Genomic DNA, 16,449 nt, shown 5'->3' on the forward strand with positions numbered 1-16,449 from the left:
TTTTATTCTTTTATTAATAAGTTAGGTAAATAACTGATCTTTAAATCATCCCCAATTCTTTCACATTCTTGCAGTTGCCACAATGGGGCATCAGCAAGTTTTTCCAAATGCGGAAGTTGGCATAATCCTCGAGCGTTATCTCCCAAGAGTTTCGGGGCAACATAAATGATTAATTCATCTACAGCATGTTGTTCAATCAGGCTACCCGCTAAATTGGCGCCGGCTTCAACCCAAACAGAATTCACTTGTCGCTTGCCTAATTCTGTCATCAATAGATCAAACTCATAGTTTCCTGGCAGTAAAATTTGCTCACAGAAATCTGGGAATACAGACATATCTCGAGGGATTGAACCCACAAGCCAAACTGGCGAATGGGTATGGAATAATTGATGGCTTGGCTGAACTCGATTTTTAGAATCTAAAATAACACGAATAGGCTGCCGCACGGTTTCTTCGGCATATTCTGTTTTTAAATCATCGGGAAATTGATTCCAGCGCACGTTCAAGCTTGGATCATCAGCTAAGACGGTAGCACTTGTTGATAAAAGTGCGGTCGCTTTGGCTCTCATTTTTTGTACATCCGCACGAGCTGCTTCGCCTGTAATCCATTTGCTTTCACCGCTCGCCATGGCTGTTCGACCATCTAAACTCATGGCTAATTTCAGCTGCACATAAGGCTTGCCGGTTCGCATACGTTTTAGAAAACCTTTATTTAAGGCTTCTGCTTGTTCGTTCAATAAATTGACCGCACTTGGTATGCCTGCATCGGCTAACATTTTTAAGCCCTTGCCTGCCACTTGAGGATTAGGATCTGCCATAGCGGCAACAACTCGACTAACCCTCGCTTCAATTAAACCTAATGCACAAGGTGGTGTGCGGCCATAATGAGAACAAGGCTCAAGCGTTACATAAGCCGTTGCGCCTTTCGCTTTCTCACCGGCATCGGCCAACGCCATTCGTTCTGCATGAGGCTGACCAGCTTTAAAATGAAACCCTTTCCCGACAATTTCACCATTTTTAACTAACACACATCCCACCGATGGATTCGGCGCGGTGGTGTACTGCCCTTTTGCCGCAAGCTCAAGAGCCAGTTGCATAAATTTTACGTCATCAGAGGAAAAAGTGTCACTCATATTAATCCTTTAAGCTTTCAATTTCTTTGGTAAATTCATTGATATTATCAAAGCTCAAATAAACAGACGCAAAACGAATATACGCCACTTTATCTAATTCTTTCAGCTCATTCATGGCTAATTTGCCCACGAGATGACTTGGCACTTCACGTTCACCCGTGGCACGTAATTGGATAATAATATGGCTGATTGCTTTTTCCACATCATCTGAACTGACAGGGCGTTTTTCTAACGCATGTTGAATACCACTACGCAATTTATCTTCGTTAAACGGCTCGCGTGACCCATCATTTTTAATAATTTTTGGCACGACTAATTCGGCCGTTTCAAAGGTAGTAAAGCGTTCATGACAATTCCCGCATTCCCGACGACGACGCACTTGATACCCATCAGAAACCAAACGGCTGTCAATTACCTTAGTTTCTTCAGTTGAACAAAACGGACAACGCATTTTAGCTCCTTTTCAAAATTATTCCTAAGTCGATATCTTATCAAAAATCCAGGATCTTTTCGATCTTAAGATCCGCGTTAAGACAACATTTCTCCAAACCACGATGTAGTTTGTTTCACTAGCTGCAAAAGACCATCCTGCGATTTAAATTGTTCTGTTTGCCCCAATACCCTCACCCAATAAGGATCGGCTTTTCTATAACCATAAGGATCAGTTTTCGCAAGGGATTCGATATTCGTTAAAACATTATCAAAATTGACCGCACTTTCATCTTTTTCAATAAACTTCGCTATATTTTCCGTTGGAATGAGCTGAATTTGTTGCTGGCTTTGTAAATAAGCCTCCACATACATTTTCAGTTTCTCAAGTGCGATTGATTTTTCTATTGTTTTTAATGTTAAATCCTTATCTTTAGCGATAATGCGTGGTGGCATTGCGTTCTCTTTTGTCGTCAGTTGAATGAGATAATAAAGCCATGGGCGAATGCGATAACGATCTTTATATTTTGCAAATCGCCATTCGATTATCTGATTTTCATCACCAAATAATGGCTCCATATAGCCAAATAAGCGAATATTGCCTTGTGCCGTTTCCACCACAAAATCAACACTCTCACTATGTGGTGAAGAATAATCCTTAATTTTCTCTTTAAAAGCCAATACATCAGCACGAATGGATTGCGCACAAACTTCCGCAAACTCGCCGCGTGGCATGATGCCTTTCACTCGCTGTTTGGCAAAATAATCGTTAAATTGCGCTTCCTCTAAATGCAATAACTCATTACTAATGCGATAATGATCCAAACCATTTAACGTGAAATTTTCACTTTCTTCAATGCGATCATCTTCATCTCGGAAATACACACCAAGCTGCTTTTCAAAAAAGAATTTCACTGGATTTTCAACAAAACTTACAAAACGATCGAGCTCAATTTCCGTTATTGGCTCTTGATTTTCACCCATCGGCACAACAAATTCATGACATTTTCTTTCTTGGAATTGCGCAATCGGCAGCCATTTTTTCGCAAAAGAGCGGTTAATTTTCCCTTCACTTTGGAAATTGCTTGGACTAAACGCCGTCATTGGATGTTGTTCAATCCTCAAGCCATCGTCTGAATAATGATTAATATAATCAACCAACTGACTCACCAATACTGAAGGCTCTTTGGGTTGATTATCAATAATCGAACAGCCCACATAACTCACATAAAAATGGGATCTTGCGGCGAGCAAAGCCTCAAGGAATAAGTAACGGTCATCATCTCGACGAACACGATCGCCTTTTTGATGATGATATTGCATTAAGTCAAAACTATTTGGTGTATGACTGCGTGGGTAATCCGCTTCATTCATTCCGAGCAAACACACCACTTTAAAAGGAATGGAACGCATTGGTAAAAGTGTGCAGAAATTCACTTTTCCTGCTAAAAAACGAAGGCTATTTGGCGTTTCTTCTAAACGTGCAGACATCACTTCCGCAATGACATCCGCTTGCAAAGTTTCTTCAAAATTAACGGTCTGCAAATCATCGGCAAAGGTATTGATGCAATCCTGAATATAAAATAAGGTATCCGCCGTTTCTTCATTTTGCACAAAGAAATCCATCAAAAGTGCGGTCAATTTTTCACGCCATTTTTCAATATTGTGTGCCTTTTGCAAATCTTGATGCCATTTATTTAAGGCCGTAAAAAATTGATTCACTGCACCAACTAACTGCCCTTTCAATCCATAGCTACTATCAAGTCCAAGACTGTCTTGCCAAACGCCTTGCTCTTCACGCATCGCATAACCTAAGGTCATGCGTTCAAGTCCCGCCTGCCACGCATTAAAATTCAGTGTATTCTGCCGTTTTTCCAAACCAAAGCGAATACCTGACTCTTTCACCCATTCACGTATTTGTTCGAGATCGGCAAGGGCAATATTAAAACGTTCACGGATAGCGGGAATATCCAATAAAGCCAGTACTTCTTCCGCGCCAAACTGACTTTCTCTTAAATTTAACAGAGAAAGATAGCTTGATACGATCACATCACTTTCAGACAATTTACTGTCCGAAATTGAGAACGGAATAACGGGTGCGTCCACACTATTCGTACCAAAGACAGCCTGAATATAAGGCGTATATTGGTTAACATCGGCAACCATGACCACCACATCTTTTGGTGTAATTTGTTCTTCTTTTGCTTTATGCTGATTTTGATTGAATAAATCCAACAAATAATCATGTAGCACTTCAACTTCTCGCATCGCGCTATGACAAGATTTCATCACCAAAGAGCGGTCATTTTTCGTGACATTTAATGCACCATGGCTTAACGTCAAAATTTGATTTTGGATCTGTCCTAACAAGGTTTGTTCAGGAAGTTCTGCATAGTAATCACGCGAAATCGCTTGAATATTTTCCTCATCTCGCACTAATTGATAGAGAAAATCTCGTCCCATTTTTCCCCAAGAGGCTAAAAGCGGATTTCCACTGAACAATTCTTCTTGTTGATTGGTATAATCAAGGTCAGCAGGTTCCCATGACACTTGCTCGGCTGAAATTAAAGGCTTCACATCGTTGGTTTCTTGCACGAAACGCTGTCTTTCTAATAAATAGGATTTGCTCAGATCTCGCAAATCTCCCCAATATTCTTGGCATGGATTATTGAAGAATAAATGCACATCTGTTTTAGCTGAAATACCTTGGAAAATATTGAGATAAACCGTTGGCAATGCAGGAATACCAAAAATAAAAATACGCTCTGGTAAGTTGAGTGTCGCATTTGGATCACGACATAATGCTAAAAATTGTTGATTGAGTGCAGCACGATGTTTTGCTTTTCCACCAAAATCACGTTGAACATCATTCACCAAGGCTCGCCATAAAATTCCCTGCCAGTGAATATTGCCTTTAATTTGAGAAAGAAAGGTAGGATTTAATGCCGAAAGCCCCTGCTTTTGCTGATTAATTTGTGCCAAGATTTTTTCATCGTTATTTTCTTCCCATGCGGCAATCCATTCGGGACGATAGACGAGATATTGGTCAAATAAATCGGCAACTTTTAGGCTTAATTGATAAAGTTTTTGCTGTTCTGATGCTGGTGAGGACGCTAAATATTTTTTTAATGGCTCAAATTCTTTTTGCTGTAAAAAGGTAGGAATTAATCGCATTAATCGCCATAACGTTAAATCTTTTTCAAAAGGGTTTTGCGTGGAAACATTGGGCAAATTATCGGCATAAAGTTTCCAAATAAAACTGGAAGGCATGGGGAATTGGAAATTCGCTGCAACGCCGCGTTTTTTAGCAATTTCCATTTGTAACCATTGTGCCATACCCGGACTTTGCACCAACACAATGTCAGATTGAAATGGATCATGTTGCGGTAAATTTTCCAACAGCGAAACTAAAATATCCTTTTGAATTTCCGGTTGGTTTGAATAATAAGTAACGAACAAAGTAACGCCCTTTTGAAAGCAAAAACAATGCGTTATTTTACTCGGTTTTCAATGAAAATTCACCTTGAGGATAGCGTATATTCACTTGATGATGACTGCATTGAATTGCAAATTGAATGCCATTTTGTTGTATGCTATTTTCACAAGACAAGCCTAAAAACTGTCGTTGAGCCTGATTTTCAGCAATTTGAATCGCCTGAAATTCTTGAAAAAGTCTGACCGCACTTTTCCGTTGCTCGGTCGTCCACCGATTAAAGATCAAAAACAACCCGCTGAAAATCGATAAGGCTAATAAAAGTGACATTAACGACATACCATTATTCACTTTGATCTTGCGCACTTAAATCACTCCAACTTTTATCCACCAAACGCCATTGGCTATATTCTTGTACAAGTTTTGTCACCACGGCTTTACCGTAAGCCACCGTCACGCCCTCTTCTAACTTAAGTGAACCACCTGTAATCACTGCACCGCTTATTCGTCCTTTGCCCGTTAAGGTTAAATCCCCTTCTGCTAGCAGAATACCACTCACATTCCCTTTAATTTCTAATTGGTTTTGTGTTATCCAATACACTTGGGGTACTTTTTGAGCCGTTAAAATTGACGCTACTTTCACAAAGTGCGGTTGAAAATCCGCTTGTTTTTCGCTAGAAATAAAATCTCGCAGCATATTTTCATTAATGCCTCTTGTCGGCGATTTCTTAAATAACTCAGCGCGTTTACACCAAACCGAATAGGCGACTTTATCCTCAGCCCCAGAAGACTCGAAAAAGACTTGTTTCACTTTTTCAGCACCATTTAAAGGCACGTTTTGACAAATGTACGTTTTTTGTTGCTGACTGATTTTCTGTAAAGGAAGGCTTTGTTCTACATAATATTTTCGCTGACTCATTTGAGATCGAAAAAAAGCAAAGATCTGTTCATCAAATAATAAGATCAGCGCCAATAAGCCTGAAAGTAAAATCAGTGCTGTCAGTGTCACAATCCCTTTTTTCATCATCATTCTTCTTGATTTAATAAAGGCACTACAAGCGAAGTTTCATATTGAATATGCTTATATGCGGCAAGATGCCCTGTGAGTTTAATTTCAATCCCTTTCCCTGCCTTTAACCAATCAAAACGTAATTGAGAAATCTCAAACTCTTTTTCATCCAATAAATCTGTCCATCCACCACCAGCGTTACAAGTAGATTGCGCTAAGGCTCTCTGACACTCTTCTGAGCGACAATCTGCATTTACTGCATTTTTATAAGTTTGTTTGGTTTCGATCATTTTGCCGTTAAGTTTGTAACCAAATAGCTCTTTTTCGATATTTTTTGCCACATTTTTAACACCATTTACGCAGGTATTTTTTGTGTATTTTTCACCAATACAACCATTGCTATTCAAATCATAAAAAAACAAAACACAGCTATTTGATGGAGCATTGTCTGCTTGAGCAATGGTTATTGCTGTGCCCTTTTCGTCTAATTCGAATAAAGCTAGATTATCTTCAATAAGTTTTGGGTTTGCGGCTCGAAAGCCTACGCGACGCAGATCTTTCCCGATGAGTTGAATTGTGCGTTGTAATTCCGCTTGTAATTTAAGTTGTAACATTAAACGCTGATTTTGCTGTTGAGTTTGGACATAAAACTGTGCAACCAATAGCAATAATAAAGCTGATAAGCCAAGTGAAATCAACAAACTCACCAATGTTTCGCCTTTTAGTGGTTTCATCTTGTACATGCACTCGCCGCTTGATCAGACTTTAATTTGATACTGCCCACATTGAAAAAAGAAAATAATGTACGATGCTCTTCAGCCTGCAACATAAAGCAATTCGTTTCCATGGTATTTCTGGCCCCATTAAATTTCACCGCCACTTCAGATGGATATAATTTAGGGCCTATCAGCATCGTTTTTCCTTCAAAATAAGGATAGTAAAAATGCGCATAAAGGTTTTTAGGACAATTCTGGGGATGAAAACAATCACAAAAATGATCACTTTTTACTTGAGCTGTGATACACCAACGTTGATTTGCCCTATCTTGATTGGCCAAAATAAACCAAATCGCTGATGAGTTTTCTGCCCTCGCTTGGATATTACGTAAGAAAAAATAAAGCCGTTGTTGCTCTTTTTCGAGAAAATATTTGGGATCATTTTTCTGCCATTTAGGCAATGTAAACGCCAACGTTACGCTTAAAATAAATAATGCAATCAAGGTTTCTAATAAGGTTATCCCTTTATACATAAAATGCCTTCTTTTTTGACCGCACTTTAAAATTCCTTCAGAAGAAAGCCAAATTTACTACTTTATTTTTGCGATACTGATCGCAAATTTCCTTTAAAAAACGTGAAAAACCGTGAATTAAACATTTTCAACTGGCTATTTACTAAAACTCCCTTATAATAGGCGACCTATTATCTGTTCTTTAAAATCTGGTGGAAATATGAATCCAATGTTAAATATCGCTATTCGTGCGGCACGAAGAGCGGGCAACGTGATTGCTAAAAACTATGAGCGCCGTGATGACATCCAAACAAGTAAAAAAGGTATTAATGATTATGTGACCAGCGTCGATAAAGCCGCTGAAGCTGAGATCATTGAAATCATTCAAAAATCTTATCCTGATCACACAATTATCAGTGAAGAACGTGGTGCATTAGAAGGCAAAGACAGTGATATTCAATGGGTAATTGATCCACTAGATGGCACAACCAACTTCGTAAAAGGTTTGCCACATTTCTCTGTATCTATTGCTATCCGTGTAAAAAACCGTACCGAAGTGGGTGTGGTTTACGATCCTATTCGTAATGAATTATTCACCGCTGTACGTGGTGAAGGCGCAAAATTAAATGAAGTGCGTTTACGTGTAGATAGCCAAAATGAACTTAACGGGGCGATTTTAGCCACCGGTTTCCCATTCAAGCAACCAAGCTTGATGCCAACTCAATTTGCCATCATGAATAACTTAATTGATGAAGCAGCAGATTTCCGTCGTACGGGTTCTGCCGCATTAGACCTTTGCTATGTGGCATCCGGTCGCGTTGACGGTTATTTCGAAATGGGCTTAAAACCTTGGGATTGCGCAGCGGGTGATTTAATCGTGCGTGAAGCGGGCGGTTTAGTATGTGATTTCAATGCGGGTCACGGCTATTTACGCTCAGGCAATATCGTGGCGGCTCCAGCACGTATTTTAAAAGAAATGCTAAATAAAATTCAGCCTTGCTTAACCGAACAAGTGAAGTAAGACTCAATAAAAAGTGCGGTAGATTTCACCGCACTTTTTTATGACTAATTTCTTTCGAGTGGCTTTCTATTTTCTTCCGTTTCCGGCTCAAGATCCAATTTAGCCATAAGAAGTTGATCGCCATCTTCTTCTGGGTTGCCTGTCACTAATAATTTATCGCCATAGAAAATGGAATTCGCTCCCGCCATAAAGCACATCGCTTGCATTTCTTCACTCATGCCTTGACGACCAGCAGAAAGACGAACATAACTTTTTGGCATGGTAATACGCGCCACCGCAATAGTACGAACAAACTCCGTCCAATCTAAATCAGCTGCATCTGCCATCGGTGTACCTTCTACTTTCACTAATTGGTTAATCGGCACTGACTCTGGCTGCGGATCAAGATTTGCCAAACTTGCAATGAGACCAGCTCGTTCTTTACGGGTTTCATTCATCCCCACAATACCACCACAGCAAACTTTCAAACCGGCATGACGCACTTTTCCTAATGTGCTTAAACGATCATCAAAACGGCGCGTGCCAATGACATTGTGATAATTCTCTGGCGCCGTATCAAGATTGTGGTTGTAATAATCCAATCCTGCATCTTTTAACTCTTCCGCCATACCATCTTGCAACAACCCAAAGGTACCGCACGTTTCTAAGCCAATATCTTTTACCGCACGAATAATCGCCGTCACTTTTTCCATATCTTTAGGCTTAGGACCGCGCCATGCTGCGCCCATACAAAAACGCCCTGCACCACGTGCTTTAGCGATTTTGGCTTTTTCGACAATTTCATCAATATCCAAGATCTTCTGATTTTGCACGCCTGTTTGATAACGTGCTGATTGTGGGCAATAACCACAATCCTCTGGACAGCCACCCGTTTTAATCGACATCAACGTCGATAACTGTATCGCACCTGGGTTGAAATGCTCTCGATGCACTTGAGCCGCACGATAGACTAATTCTAAAAAAGGTGTTTCAAACAACGCTTCTACTTTACAAACAGACCAATACTCTACTGATGGATGGGGCGTAATAGATGAAAGCTGTACTACATTTGTTGTGGTCATTATATTTTCCTCGTTTAAGCTACATAGCTTTTATTAAGTTGAGCATATTACTCTGCAATATGATAAAAAGAGATCAGATCACTTTTCCTTGATGAATTTCAATCACTCGATCAATATGCCGTTCAATTTCTTTGGGTTGATGCGTAACCAATAACATGGTGAGCTTTTTCTCTTCACATAATTGATCCATTAAATCCTGCATTTCAATGCGTAATTTAGGATCGAGGGCTGAAAAAGGCTCATCCAATAATAAAATAGGTTTATCTCGTAGCAAACAGCGCGCTAACGCCACACGCTGTTTTTGTCCACCTGAAAGTGCGGTCGGTTTTCTCGTTAAAAAATCCTGTAAATTGACCGCACTTGCAGCTTGTTCTACAAGGGCTTTTTCTTCTGCATTTAAGGTTAAATTCGGTTTTAAACCTAAGGCAATATTCTCTTCCACAGAAAGATGAGTAAAGAGATTATTTTCCTGAAATAGCATGGAAACGGGGCGTTCAAAAGGTGCCGTTTTAGTATGATTTTTACCATTGAGCCAAATCTCCCCACTATCAGCATATTCAAAGCCGGCAATTAAATTCAGTAAGGTACTTTTTCCTGCGCCACTTTCACCAATGATGGCAATTTTTTCCTGGGCTTGAATATGTAAATCAAATACCATCGGCATGGATTGATAATTGAAGACCACATTATTTAATTTAATCATGTTGTTCCTTCTGCCCTTCAATAAACATAAATAAACCTAAACATAAGCCCAATAAAATCAATGCCGTCACTGCCGCTTCTTGGCTTCGATATTGCCCGATTTGTTGATAAAGCAAATGAGGCAACGAAGTAAAATCAGGGCTACCAAATAAGGCTATCGCTGTAAAATCGCCGAGTGATAAGGTCGTCGCGAGCGCCAAGGCATATTTCAACGGGACTTTTAGCAACGGATATTCAATTAAACGAAAACGCTGCCAGCCTGTAATATTCAGCGATAAACAGAGTTTTTCATAATATTGCATCGATTGATTCATTGGTATATTGAGAATTTTGATCACAAACGGCAAGGCAGCCAAGGCGTTACAAACAGATACCACTACAAATAAATGCCCTGCTGAAAAATCAATATCTTGCAACCAAAGGAATAAGCCGACTGCTAAGACAATCGTCGGAATGGCTAAAATCATCATGCCCCCTGTTAAAATTAAGTGCGCTAATTTGGGGTGATATAACCATTGTAGCTGACGGGAAAGTAACAATAGGAAGAAGGCAAATAATACCGATAAAATCCCTGCGGTCGGTGCCATGGTTAATGAATAAGCAAGTGCTTTCCATAATTGTGGATTTTGCCAATAGCCAAATAATTGAGTTGCAGACAAACCTTGGAAAACAATATTGAATAAGGGACTTAAAATAAATAAACACACCGAGAATAAGACAAAAATATGTCCAAATTTGACCGCACTTGAAGAAGGCAAAACCCATCGATAACGTTGCGAAATCTGCGTTTCAGGTGCTTTCGCCCAATATTGTGAAAGTGAAAATAACGCAAAACAAAACGCAAATTGTACAAGCGCAAAAAGTGCGGCTTTGGGTAAATCAAATTCAAAGAAAATGGCTTGGTAAATCGCGACTTCTAATGTGCTGTTTTGTGGTCCACCACCTAGAGCCAATACAATCGTAAAGCTAGTGAAACATAGCATAAAAATCAATACAAAGGCTGACACGATTTGGCTTTTCAAATAAGGCCATTCAATTAAACGGAAAAATGTGAAACCTTTGATATTCAATTGTGCAGCGAGTTGATGCTGCTCAGTCGGAACACTTTGCAAAGCCTGCAAACTCATCCGTGCCGCTAAGGGAATATTAAAAAATAAATGGGCAATGAGAATACCACTTAAACCATAAATGGAGGGTTTCCACGAAATACCTAAGGTTTGCAGCAGTTGTGTTAGCCAACCGGCCGTGCCATAAATCCCAATCAAACCGAAAATAGCCAGTAATGCTGGCAAAACAAAGGTGAGGGAAAAAATGCGTAAAATGAGCGATTTGCCTTTGAAATCTAAATAGAAAAAAGCACGCGCAAATAACATACCAATTATGCTAGAAAGCAAGGCAGATAATAATGCTTGACCGAAACTAAAGGCGATAACTTGATGCAGATAATCGTCTTTTAAAAAATCAGATAAGGCATAATCACTTCCTACTGAAAAAACCGCAGAAAGGGAAAATCCATAAAGTAAAACGATGAAAAAAATAACCGCACTTCCGCCCAAATAATGGCGAGGACGAAAATGCGGATGTTGCAATAAGCTCATTAATACTATTTAGATAAGGCTTTTTGCCATTGATTGATCCAGCCTTTAAGCTGCTCACTTGTTACCGTTGTGGTATCTAAAATACGCATTGATTTTGCACGAGAATTAAGCGCATCAATATGACTTTCGATATTGGTCTCTACCACGGGTAACATCACATTATTTTTAGCAATATCCACTTGAGCTTGCGGTGAAAGTAAGAATCCTAAAAATTCATCAGCACAGGCATTATTGCGGTTAGCGACTTTTGCCGCGACTTCAACTTGTAATACGCTACCCTCTGCAAATTCCGTTGCCACATAATTGTCTTTTTGTTCAGAAAGAATATGGTAAATCGGTGACGTATTGACGCTTAAAACCAGATCACCTTCGCCTTTTAAGAAGGCCCCATAAGACTCAGTCCAACCTTTGGTGACCGTGACCGTATGTTTAGAAAGGGTCTTCCAGGCATTTGCGACATCTGCTTCTGGATAAACTATATTCATCCAAAGTAATAAACCACGTCCAATACTGCTTGTATGCGGATCTTGATATAACACTTTAAGATCTTGACGCTCAACTAATTCTTTTAAGCTCTTTGGTGGATTAGCCAGCTTATTTTTGTCATAAATAAACGCATATTGCGCATAATCAAATGGTAAGAACGTGTGATTTTCCCATTTAATGGGTAAACGTAACTGGCTTAAATCCACTTTATTTGGCTCAAAAATATTGAGTTTTTGTGCAGCCTCAATTTGATAACTATCTAAACCGAGTACCACATCCGCCTTAATTTTTTTACCTTCTAGACGAACACGGTTAAACAAGGTGCCATTATTGTCAAAAGCCACATAATTCAGCTTACATTGCGGGAATTGTTGTTCAAAAGCTGCTTTTACTTTTGGTCCAGCACTCCAATCAGCACTAAATGAATCATAAGTATAAACATCTAATGTTTGAGGTGCAGCTTGTGCGAAAGCGGAAGCGGTAAAAAGTGCGGTTAAAATGGGAAGTGTTTTGTTCATTATGCGTTCTCCTTATTTTTGCATAACGAAACAGCATAATGAGATGATTAGTTTCCTACGCCAGCATTATCTGTTTCAGGTTCACGGGTATTTCTCAGCCATTAATAGAGGCACCCCGACTAACGCGATGTAGTCTAACGTAAGGGAATTTTATCAACAAGTTATTTAACTTAAAAATGTTAATCCGATCACACTTTTATATCTGATTTATCATTTTTTGAACAAAAGAAAACCTGCTAAAAAGCAGGTTTATCTCAGTAATCTATCGTCAATTAAGCTTGATGTTTAGCCGCTACTTCGCTTAATAAAGTTTGAAGTTCGCCAGCTTGATACATTTCTAAAATAATATCACAACCACCAATTAACTCACCTTCCACCCATAATTGCGGGAAAGTTGGCCAGTTTGCATAAGCCGGCAATTCAGCACGAATATCTGGGTGTTGAAGAATATCAACATAGCCGAAAGGCACTTTGCAATTCATTAATGCTTCAGATGCACGCGCAGAGAAACCACAAGAAGGTAATTTTGGTGAACCTTTCATGTAAATTAAAATTGGGTTTTCAGCGATTTGTTTTTTGATTTTGTCTAACGTTTCCATAATGTTCCTTGTTCAAATAAGTCTGAATAGGGCGCTATTCTAGCATAAGATAGAACCTGAGTGAAAGACTTGGTCTTACCAACTTCCACCAGCTCCGCCGCCGCCAAAGCCACCGCCACCAAAGCCACCACCGGAAGAACCACCGCCACCGAAGCCTCCACCAAATCCGCCTCCGAAACCGCCACCACGGCGACGAGAAATCGTACTTTGACGAATGATTTTATTCAGTTGGTCACGTTGATTCGGGCTAATATAGACTTCATCTTTGTGATATTGGAATTCACCAAATAATACAATAGCAATAAATGCCAATACCATTAAGAATGGGATGTACTTATCGAACACATCTTCTTCAACTTGTGCCGCATCAAACTCGCCTTTACTTGCCGCAATAATTTGGTTTAAGCCATCATTAATACCTTGGGCATATTGGCCTTGTTTAAATTGTGGCAAAATTGCCGAACGGATGACTTGCGATAAAAAAGCATCCGGCAATACACCTTCTAAACCTTGTCCTGTTGCGATAAAAACTTTGCGATCATTTTTCGCAATCAACATCAACACGCCATTGTTCAGATTTTTACGCCCAATGCCCCATTTATCACCTAAAGCAAAGGTATAATCAGCAATTTCATATTCACCGGTTGTAGGAACCAAAACGACAGCGATTTGTGAACTCGTTTCTTTACTATAAGCAATCAGTTTATTTTCTAAAATTTGCTTATGTTCTGATGAAAGTGTGTTGGTGTAATCGTTTATATAATGGAAAGGATTTGGTACAGGCGGAAATTCTGCCGCAACAACCATTTGAGCAAAAAAAACAAGGCTAAAAATAACCGCACTTTTCATAAAAGATAAAAGCTTAGCCATTAATAATTACCTCATTAGATAATTCATTCACATCATCAGGCTGAATAGGGAAATGGCGAGATAAAATATCACTAATACGATCAATCGCATCGACAATGCCTTGTGTATAAGCTTTTTGTTTAAACTGCTCAATCATTAAATCGCATTGTAACTGCCAATAAGCCACATCAACAAATTGATGAATGCCTTTATCACCTACGATTGCACAGAGATGATTTTTATATCCCACATAAATCAACACGGCATTTTGTGCCGCTGTTTTATGCATTTCCAGCTCGTCAAAGACTTCTAAAGCTCGTTCCATTGCAGACAGTTGTGCTGAAGCCTTTGGTACTTTACGTTCAATATAAACACGTAACTCAGCCGAACTTAAGCTTTCGAGGCGACTAATCGCCGCCTCGATTTGCTTTTTATCTACCGGAATTCGGGAAAAAAATGGCATAGATAAACCTTAGTTAAAGTTTACAGTTGGTGCATTTTCAGCGCCTGCAGCTGATTTAAAGTAAGGTTTAGCTTTAAAACCAAAAATCATTGCTGCTAATTTAGTTGGGAATTGACGTACTTTTTCATTATAGATACGTGCAGCTTCATTAAATTTATTACGAGCCACATTGATACGGTTTTCTGTACCTTCAAGTTGCGCTTGTAAGTTCATAAAACCTTCATTTGCTTTTAATTGTGGGTATTGTTCTACTGTAACAAGTAAGCGAGATAATGCTGAACCCACTTGATTTTGGTTTTGTTGGAATTCGTTTAATTGTTCTTCTGTTAAATTAGACGGATCAATTTTAGTTTGTGTCGCTTTTGCGCGAGCTTCGATGACATTGGTTAATGTTTGTTGTTCAAAATTAGCTTGACCTTTTACAGTATTCACTAAGTTCGGAATTAAATCAGCACGACGTTGATAAGATGATTCAACATTTGCCCAAACAGAATCAATTTCAGTTTCTGCTTTTACTAAGCCATTGTAGCTAGACATTAAGCCAAAACCTGCAGCAACAGCAATAATAATCAAGATAATCCACTTTTTCATTCAAAAATTCCTTCAATTATAGGTTTAATTTATATAAGAAAAGACCTAAACCGAAGTTTAGGTCTTCTAATGTTAATCCGTTAATGGATAACTAAATAAAATTATTTAGTACCGTTAACTGCGATTTCAACACGACGGTCTGGTGCTAAACAAGCGATAAGTGCTTTACGACCTTTAACCGCATCACAAGTAGAACCTGTAACTGGGTTAGCTTTACCGTGACCAACTGCAGAGATGCTTTGAGCTGGAACACCTTTAGCTACTAAGTAGTTAGCTACAGAGTCTGCACGACGTTGTGATAATTTCACGTTTGGTGCATCTTTACCGATACGGTCTGTATAACCAGCAACTGCTACGTTAGCGTTGTTGATTTGAGCGATTTCACCATAGATACCGTCTAAAGTTGCTTTAGCTTGTGGTTTTAAGTTAGCTTTACCGAAAGCGAAAGTTACATCAGAGCTTAAGTTGAAAGTTTTGCTTACAACTTCAGGTGCAACAACTGGAGCAGCACCTTGACCGAAACGGTAAGATAAACCAGCGTTGATAGAACCGATCCATGGGTTGTAGTCTATAGAGCTGTTAGGTGCATCTTGAGTACGGAATTTACCCACGCGAGTTAACCATTGATATTCTAAACGTAATGCTAACTCTGGTAATGATGGTAATGCATATTCAACACCTGCTGCGAACATACCAGAAGTACGTAAACTATGACGACCAGCATCGTGGATACGAGCACCACCGTTTGTTACATCATAGAATTTGTAGTCTGAACGAACTAATGCTACGCCTGCACGACCATAAACATCTAAGCCTTCTAAAGCAGAAGTTAAACCACCAAGATTGTAGCTCCCTTTGAAGCTTAAGTGAGCACCGTGGTTAGTGTGTTTGAAGTCAGTTTTACCTAAATCACGACCTTTAACACGACCAAAGTCATCATAGCCTAATTCTACCGCTAAACCTAAGTTATCACGGTTTAAGATTTGGTAACCACCAAACACACCGTAAGTAACAGAGTTACGGTGATAAGAACCTAAGTTGTCTTTGATACCATCATGGAAAGATGCTTGACCAACTTTAGCACCTGCATAGAAAGTATTTTCTTGTGGAGCTGCTTGAGCTACTGAAGCTGCTGCTAAACCAGCAACGACTAATGCGATTGCAGTTTTTTTCATTTTGATGTCCTCTATTTAGTCATCGTTATTAATAAGAAAAGTTTCCTTGTTTATTGTGAACTTTATAAAAAAGAAACACTCTAAACGTTGCTTAACTAGGGTTTTGAATTTGCCCTAACTTATCCTTTTGACAAATTCAATTCCTTTGCCATAG

General features: G+C 39.3%; 17 protein-coding genes and 1 riboswitch. Of the genes, 1 reads left to right on the forward strand and 16 read right to left on the reverse strand.

The window, feature by feature from the left end:
* Nucleotides 1-2 precede the first annotated feature (2 nt).
* From ribD to DPV95_RS02025, 7 genes are all read right to left on the reverse strand, one after another.
* Nucleotides 3-1,133, reverse strand: a complete 1,131-nt coding sequence (ribD, locus tag DPV95_RS01995) for a bifunctional diaminohydroxyphosphoribosylaminopyrimidine deaminase/5-amino-6-(5-phosphoribosylamino)uracil reductase RibD (protein ID WP_049366767.1) — start codon at nt 1,131-1,133, stop codon at nt 3-5.
* A gap of 1 nt (nt 1,134) precedes the next feature.
* The gene (nrdR, locus tag DPV95_RS02000; protein ID WP_005695670.1) at nt 1,135-1,584 is read right to left on the reverse strand and encodes a transcriptional regulator NrdR; all 450 of its coding nucleotides are present in this window, start codon (nt 1,582-1,584) and stop codon (nt 1,135-1,137) included.
* 77 nt (nt 1,585-1,661) lie between these two features.
* Nucleotides 1,662-5,021 (reverse strand): exodeoxyribonuclease V subunit gamma, encoded by a 3,360-nt coding sequence (gene recC, locus DPV95_RS02005; RefSeq protein ID WP_049366768.1) that lies wholly within the window; start codon nt 5,019-5,021, stop codon nt 1,662-1,664.
* 37 nt (nt 5,022-5,058) lie between these two features.
* Nucleotides 5,059-5,325 (reverse strand): DUF5374 domain-containing protein, encoded by a 267-nt coding sequence (locus DPV95_RS02010; protein ID WP_005699425.1) that lies wholly within the window; start codon nt 5,323-5,325, stop codon nt 5,059-5,061.
* Nucleotides 5,326-5,338: 13 nt separating this feature from the next.
* Nucleotides 5,339-6,025, reverse strand: a complete 687-nt coding sequence (locus tag DPV95_RS02015; protein WP_049366769.1) for a DUF2572 family protein — start codon at nt 6,023-6,025, stop codon at nt 5,339-5,341.
* Nucleotides 6,022-6,738: a PulJ/GspJ family protein gene (locus DPV95_RS02020; protein WP_080351280.1), complete on the reverse strand. Its 717-nt coding sequence runs from the start codon at nt 6,736-6,738 to the stop codon at nt 6,022-6,024. Before DPV95_RS02020 ends, DPV95_RS02015 begins: the two co-directional genes overlap by 4 nt.
* Entirely contained in the window at nt 6,735-7,253 is a 519-nt protein-coding gene (locus DPV95_RS02025) for a hypothetical protein (protein WP_049366771.1), read from the reverse strand. The genes DPV95_RS02020 and DPV95_RS02025 overlap by 4 nt, the downstream gene beginning before the upstream one ends.
* A 199-nt stretch (nt 7,254-7,452) precedes the next feature.
* On the opposite strand from DPV95_RS02025, the gene suhB reads away from it, so the two are divergent.
* On the forward strand, nt 7,453-8,253 hold the full coding sequence (suhB, locus tag DPV95_RS02030) for an inositol-1-monophosphatase (RefSeq protein ID WP_005695663.1): 801 nt from the start codon (nt 7,453-7,455) through the stop codon (nt 8,251-8,253).
* 44 nt (nt 8,254-8,297) lie between these two features.
* On the opposite strand, the gene bioB is transcribed toward suhB, so the two are convergent.
* The 9 genes from bioB to ompA form a co-directional block, all read right to left on the reverse strand.
* The gene (gene bioB, locus DPV95_RS02035; protein ID WP_049366772.1) at nt 8,298-9,314 is read right to left on the reverse strand and encodes a biotin synthase BioB; all 1,017 of its coding nucleotides are present in this window, start codon (nt 9,312-9,314) and stop codon (nt 8,298-8,300) included.
* A 73-nt stretch (nt 9,315-9,387) separates the two neighbouring features.
* A complete protein-coding gene (gene thiQ / locus DPV95_RS02040; RefSeq protein WP_049366773.1) occupies nt 9,388-10,017 on the reverse strand; it encodes a thiamine ABC transporter ATP-binding protein in 630 nt (209 codons plus the stop codon).
* Nucleotides 10,010-11,614, reverse strand: a complete 1,605-nt coding sequence (gene thiP, locus DPV95_RS02045) for a thiamine/thiamine pyrophosphate ABC transporter permease ThiP (RefSeq protein ID WP_111406577.1) — start codon at nt 11,612-11,614, stop codon at nt 10,010-10,012. The genes thiQ and thiP overlap by 8 nt, the downstream gene beginning before the upstream one ends.
* Before the next feature lie 5 nt (nt 11,615-11,619).
* A complete protein-coding gene (gene thiB, locus DPV95_RS02050) occupies nt 11,620-12,618 on the reverse strand; it encodes a thiamine ABC transporter substrate binding subunit (RefSeq protein WP_111406578.1) in 999 nt (332 codons plus the stop codon).
* Between the two features lie 35 nt (nt 12,619-12,653).
* Nucleotides 12,654-12,746, reverse strand: a riboswitch (TPP riboswitch).
* A 144-nt stretch (nt 12,747-12,890) separates the two neighbouring features.
* A complete protein-coding gene (gene grxD / locus DPV95_RS02055) occupies nt 12,891-13,217 on the reverse strand; it encodes a Grx4 family monothiol glutaredoxin (protein ID WP_005699458.1) in 327 nt (108 codons plus the stop codon).
* 75 nt (nt 13,218-13,292) lie between these two features.
* Nucleotides 13,293-14,087 carry a TPM domain-containing protein gene (locus tag DPV95_RS02060; RefSeq protein ID WP_049374043.1) on the reverse strand — a complete coding sequence of 265 codons (795 nt, stop codon included), beginning with the start codon at nt 14,085-14,087 and terminating at the stop codon, nt 13,293-13,295.
* Nucleotides 14,080-14,529 carry a TPM domain-containing protein gene (locus DPV95_RS02065; RefSeq protein WP_014065676.1) on the reverse strand — a complete coding sequence of 150 codons (450 nt, stop codon included), beginning with the start codon at nt 14,527-14,529 and terminating at the stop codon, nt 14,080-14,082. The genes DPV95_RS02060 and DPV95_RS02065 overlap by 8 nt, the downstream gene beginning before the upstream one ends.
* A 9-nt stretch (nt 14,530-14,538) precedes the next feature.
* A complete protein-coding gene (locus DPV95_RS02070) occupies nt 14,539-15,120 on the reverse strand; it encodes a LemA family protein (RefSeq protein WP_049364356.1) in 582 nt (193 codons plus the stop codon).
* Between the two features lie 101 nt (nt 15,121-15,221).
* Nucleotides 15,222-16,295 (reverse strand): porin OmpA, encoded by a 1,074-nt coding sequence (gene ompA, locus DPV95_RS02075; protein ID WP_049374044.1) that lies wholly within the window; start codon nt 16,293-16,295, stop codon nt 15,222-15,224.
* Nucleotides 16,296-16,449: the final 154 nt, after the last annotated feature.

The sequence above is a fragment of the Haemophilus parainfluenzae genome (genome assembly GCF_003252755.1).
Lineage (GTDB): Bacteria > Pseudomonadota > Gammaproteobacteria > Enterobacterales > Pasteurellaceae > Haemophilus_D > Haemophilus_D parainfluenzae_N.

Bases quoted from the DNA above. Each gene is read 5' to 3' on its own strand.
- thiB (WP_111406578.1), bottom strand. From the start codon at position 12,618: ATGAACAAAACACTTCCCATTTTAACCGCACTTTTTACCGCTTCCGCT.
- grxD (WP_005699458.1), bottom strand. From the start codon at position 13,217: ATGGAAACGTTAGACAAAATCAAAAAACAAATCGCTGAAAACCCAATT.
- DPV95_RS02070 (WP_049364356.1), bottom strand. From the start codon at position 15,120: ATGAAAAAGTGGATTATCTTGATTATTATTGCTGTTGCTGCAGGTTTT.
- DPV95_RS02020 (WP_080351280.1), bottom strand. From the start codon at position 6,738: ATGAAACCACTAAAAGGCGAAACATTGGTGAGTTTGTTGATTTCACTT.
- DPV95_RS02065 (WP_014065676.1), bottom strand. From the start codon at position 14,529: ATGCCATTTTTTTCCCGAATTCCGGTAGATAAAAAGCAAATCGAGGCG.
- ribD (WP_049366767.1), bottom strand. From the start codon at position 1,133: ATGAGTGACACTTTTTCCTCTGATGACGTAAAATTTATGCAACTGGCT.
- nrdR (WP_005695670.1), bottom strand. From the start codon at position 1,584: ATGCGTTGTCCGTTTTGTTCAACTGAAGAAACTAAGGTAATTGACAGC.
- thiP (WP_111406577.1), bottom strand. From the start codon at position 11,614: ATGAGCTTATTGCAACATCCGCATTTTCGTCCTCGCCATTATTTGGGC.
- suhB (WP_005695663.1), top strand. From the start codon at position 7,453: ATGAATCCAATGTTAAATATCGCTATTCGTGCGGCACGAAGAGCGGGC.
- ompA (WP_049374044.1), bottom strand. From the start codon at position 16,295: ATGAAAAAAACTGCAATCGCATTAGTCGTTGCTGGTTTAGCAGCAGCT.
- DPV95_RS02060 (WP_049374043.1), bottom strand. From the start codon at position 14,087: ATGGCTAAGCTTTTATCTTTTATGAAAAGTGCGGTTATTTTTAGCCTT.
- DPV95_RS02015 (WP_049366769.1), bottom strand. From the start codon at position 6,025: ATGATGATGAAAAAAGGGATTGTGACACTGACAGCACTGATTTTACTT.
- DPV95_RS02010 (WP_005699425.1), bottom strand. From the start codon at position 5,325: ATGTCACTTTTATTAGCCTTATCGATTTTCAGCGGGTTGTTTTTGATC.
- bioB (WP_049366772.1), bottom strand. From the start codon at position 9,314: ATGACCACAACAAATGTAGTACAGCTTTCATCTATTACGCCCCATCCA.
- thiQ (WP_049366773.1), bottom strand. From the start codon at position 10,017: ATGATTAAATTAAATAATGTGGTCTTCAATTATCAATCCATGCCGATG.
- DPV95_RS02025 (WP_049366771.1), bottom strand. From the start codon at position 7,253: ATGTATAAAGGGATAACCTTATTAGAAACCTTGATTGCATTATTTATT.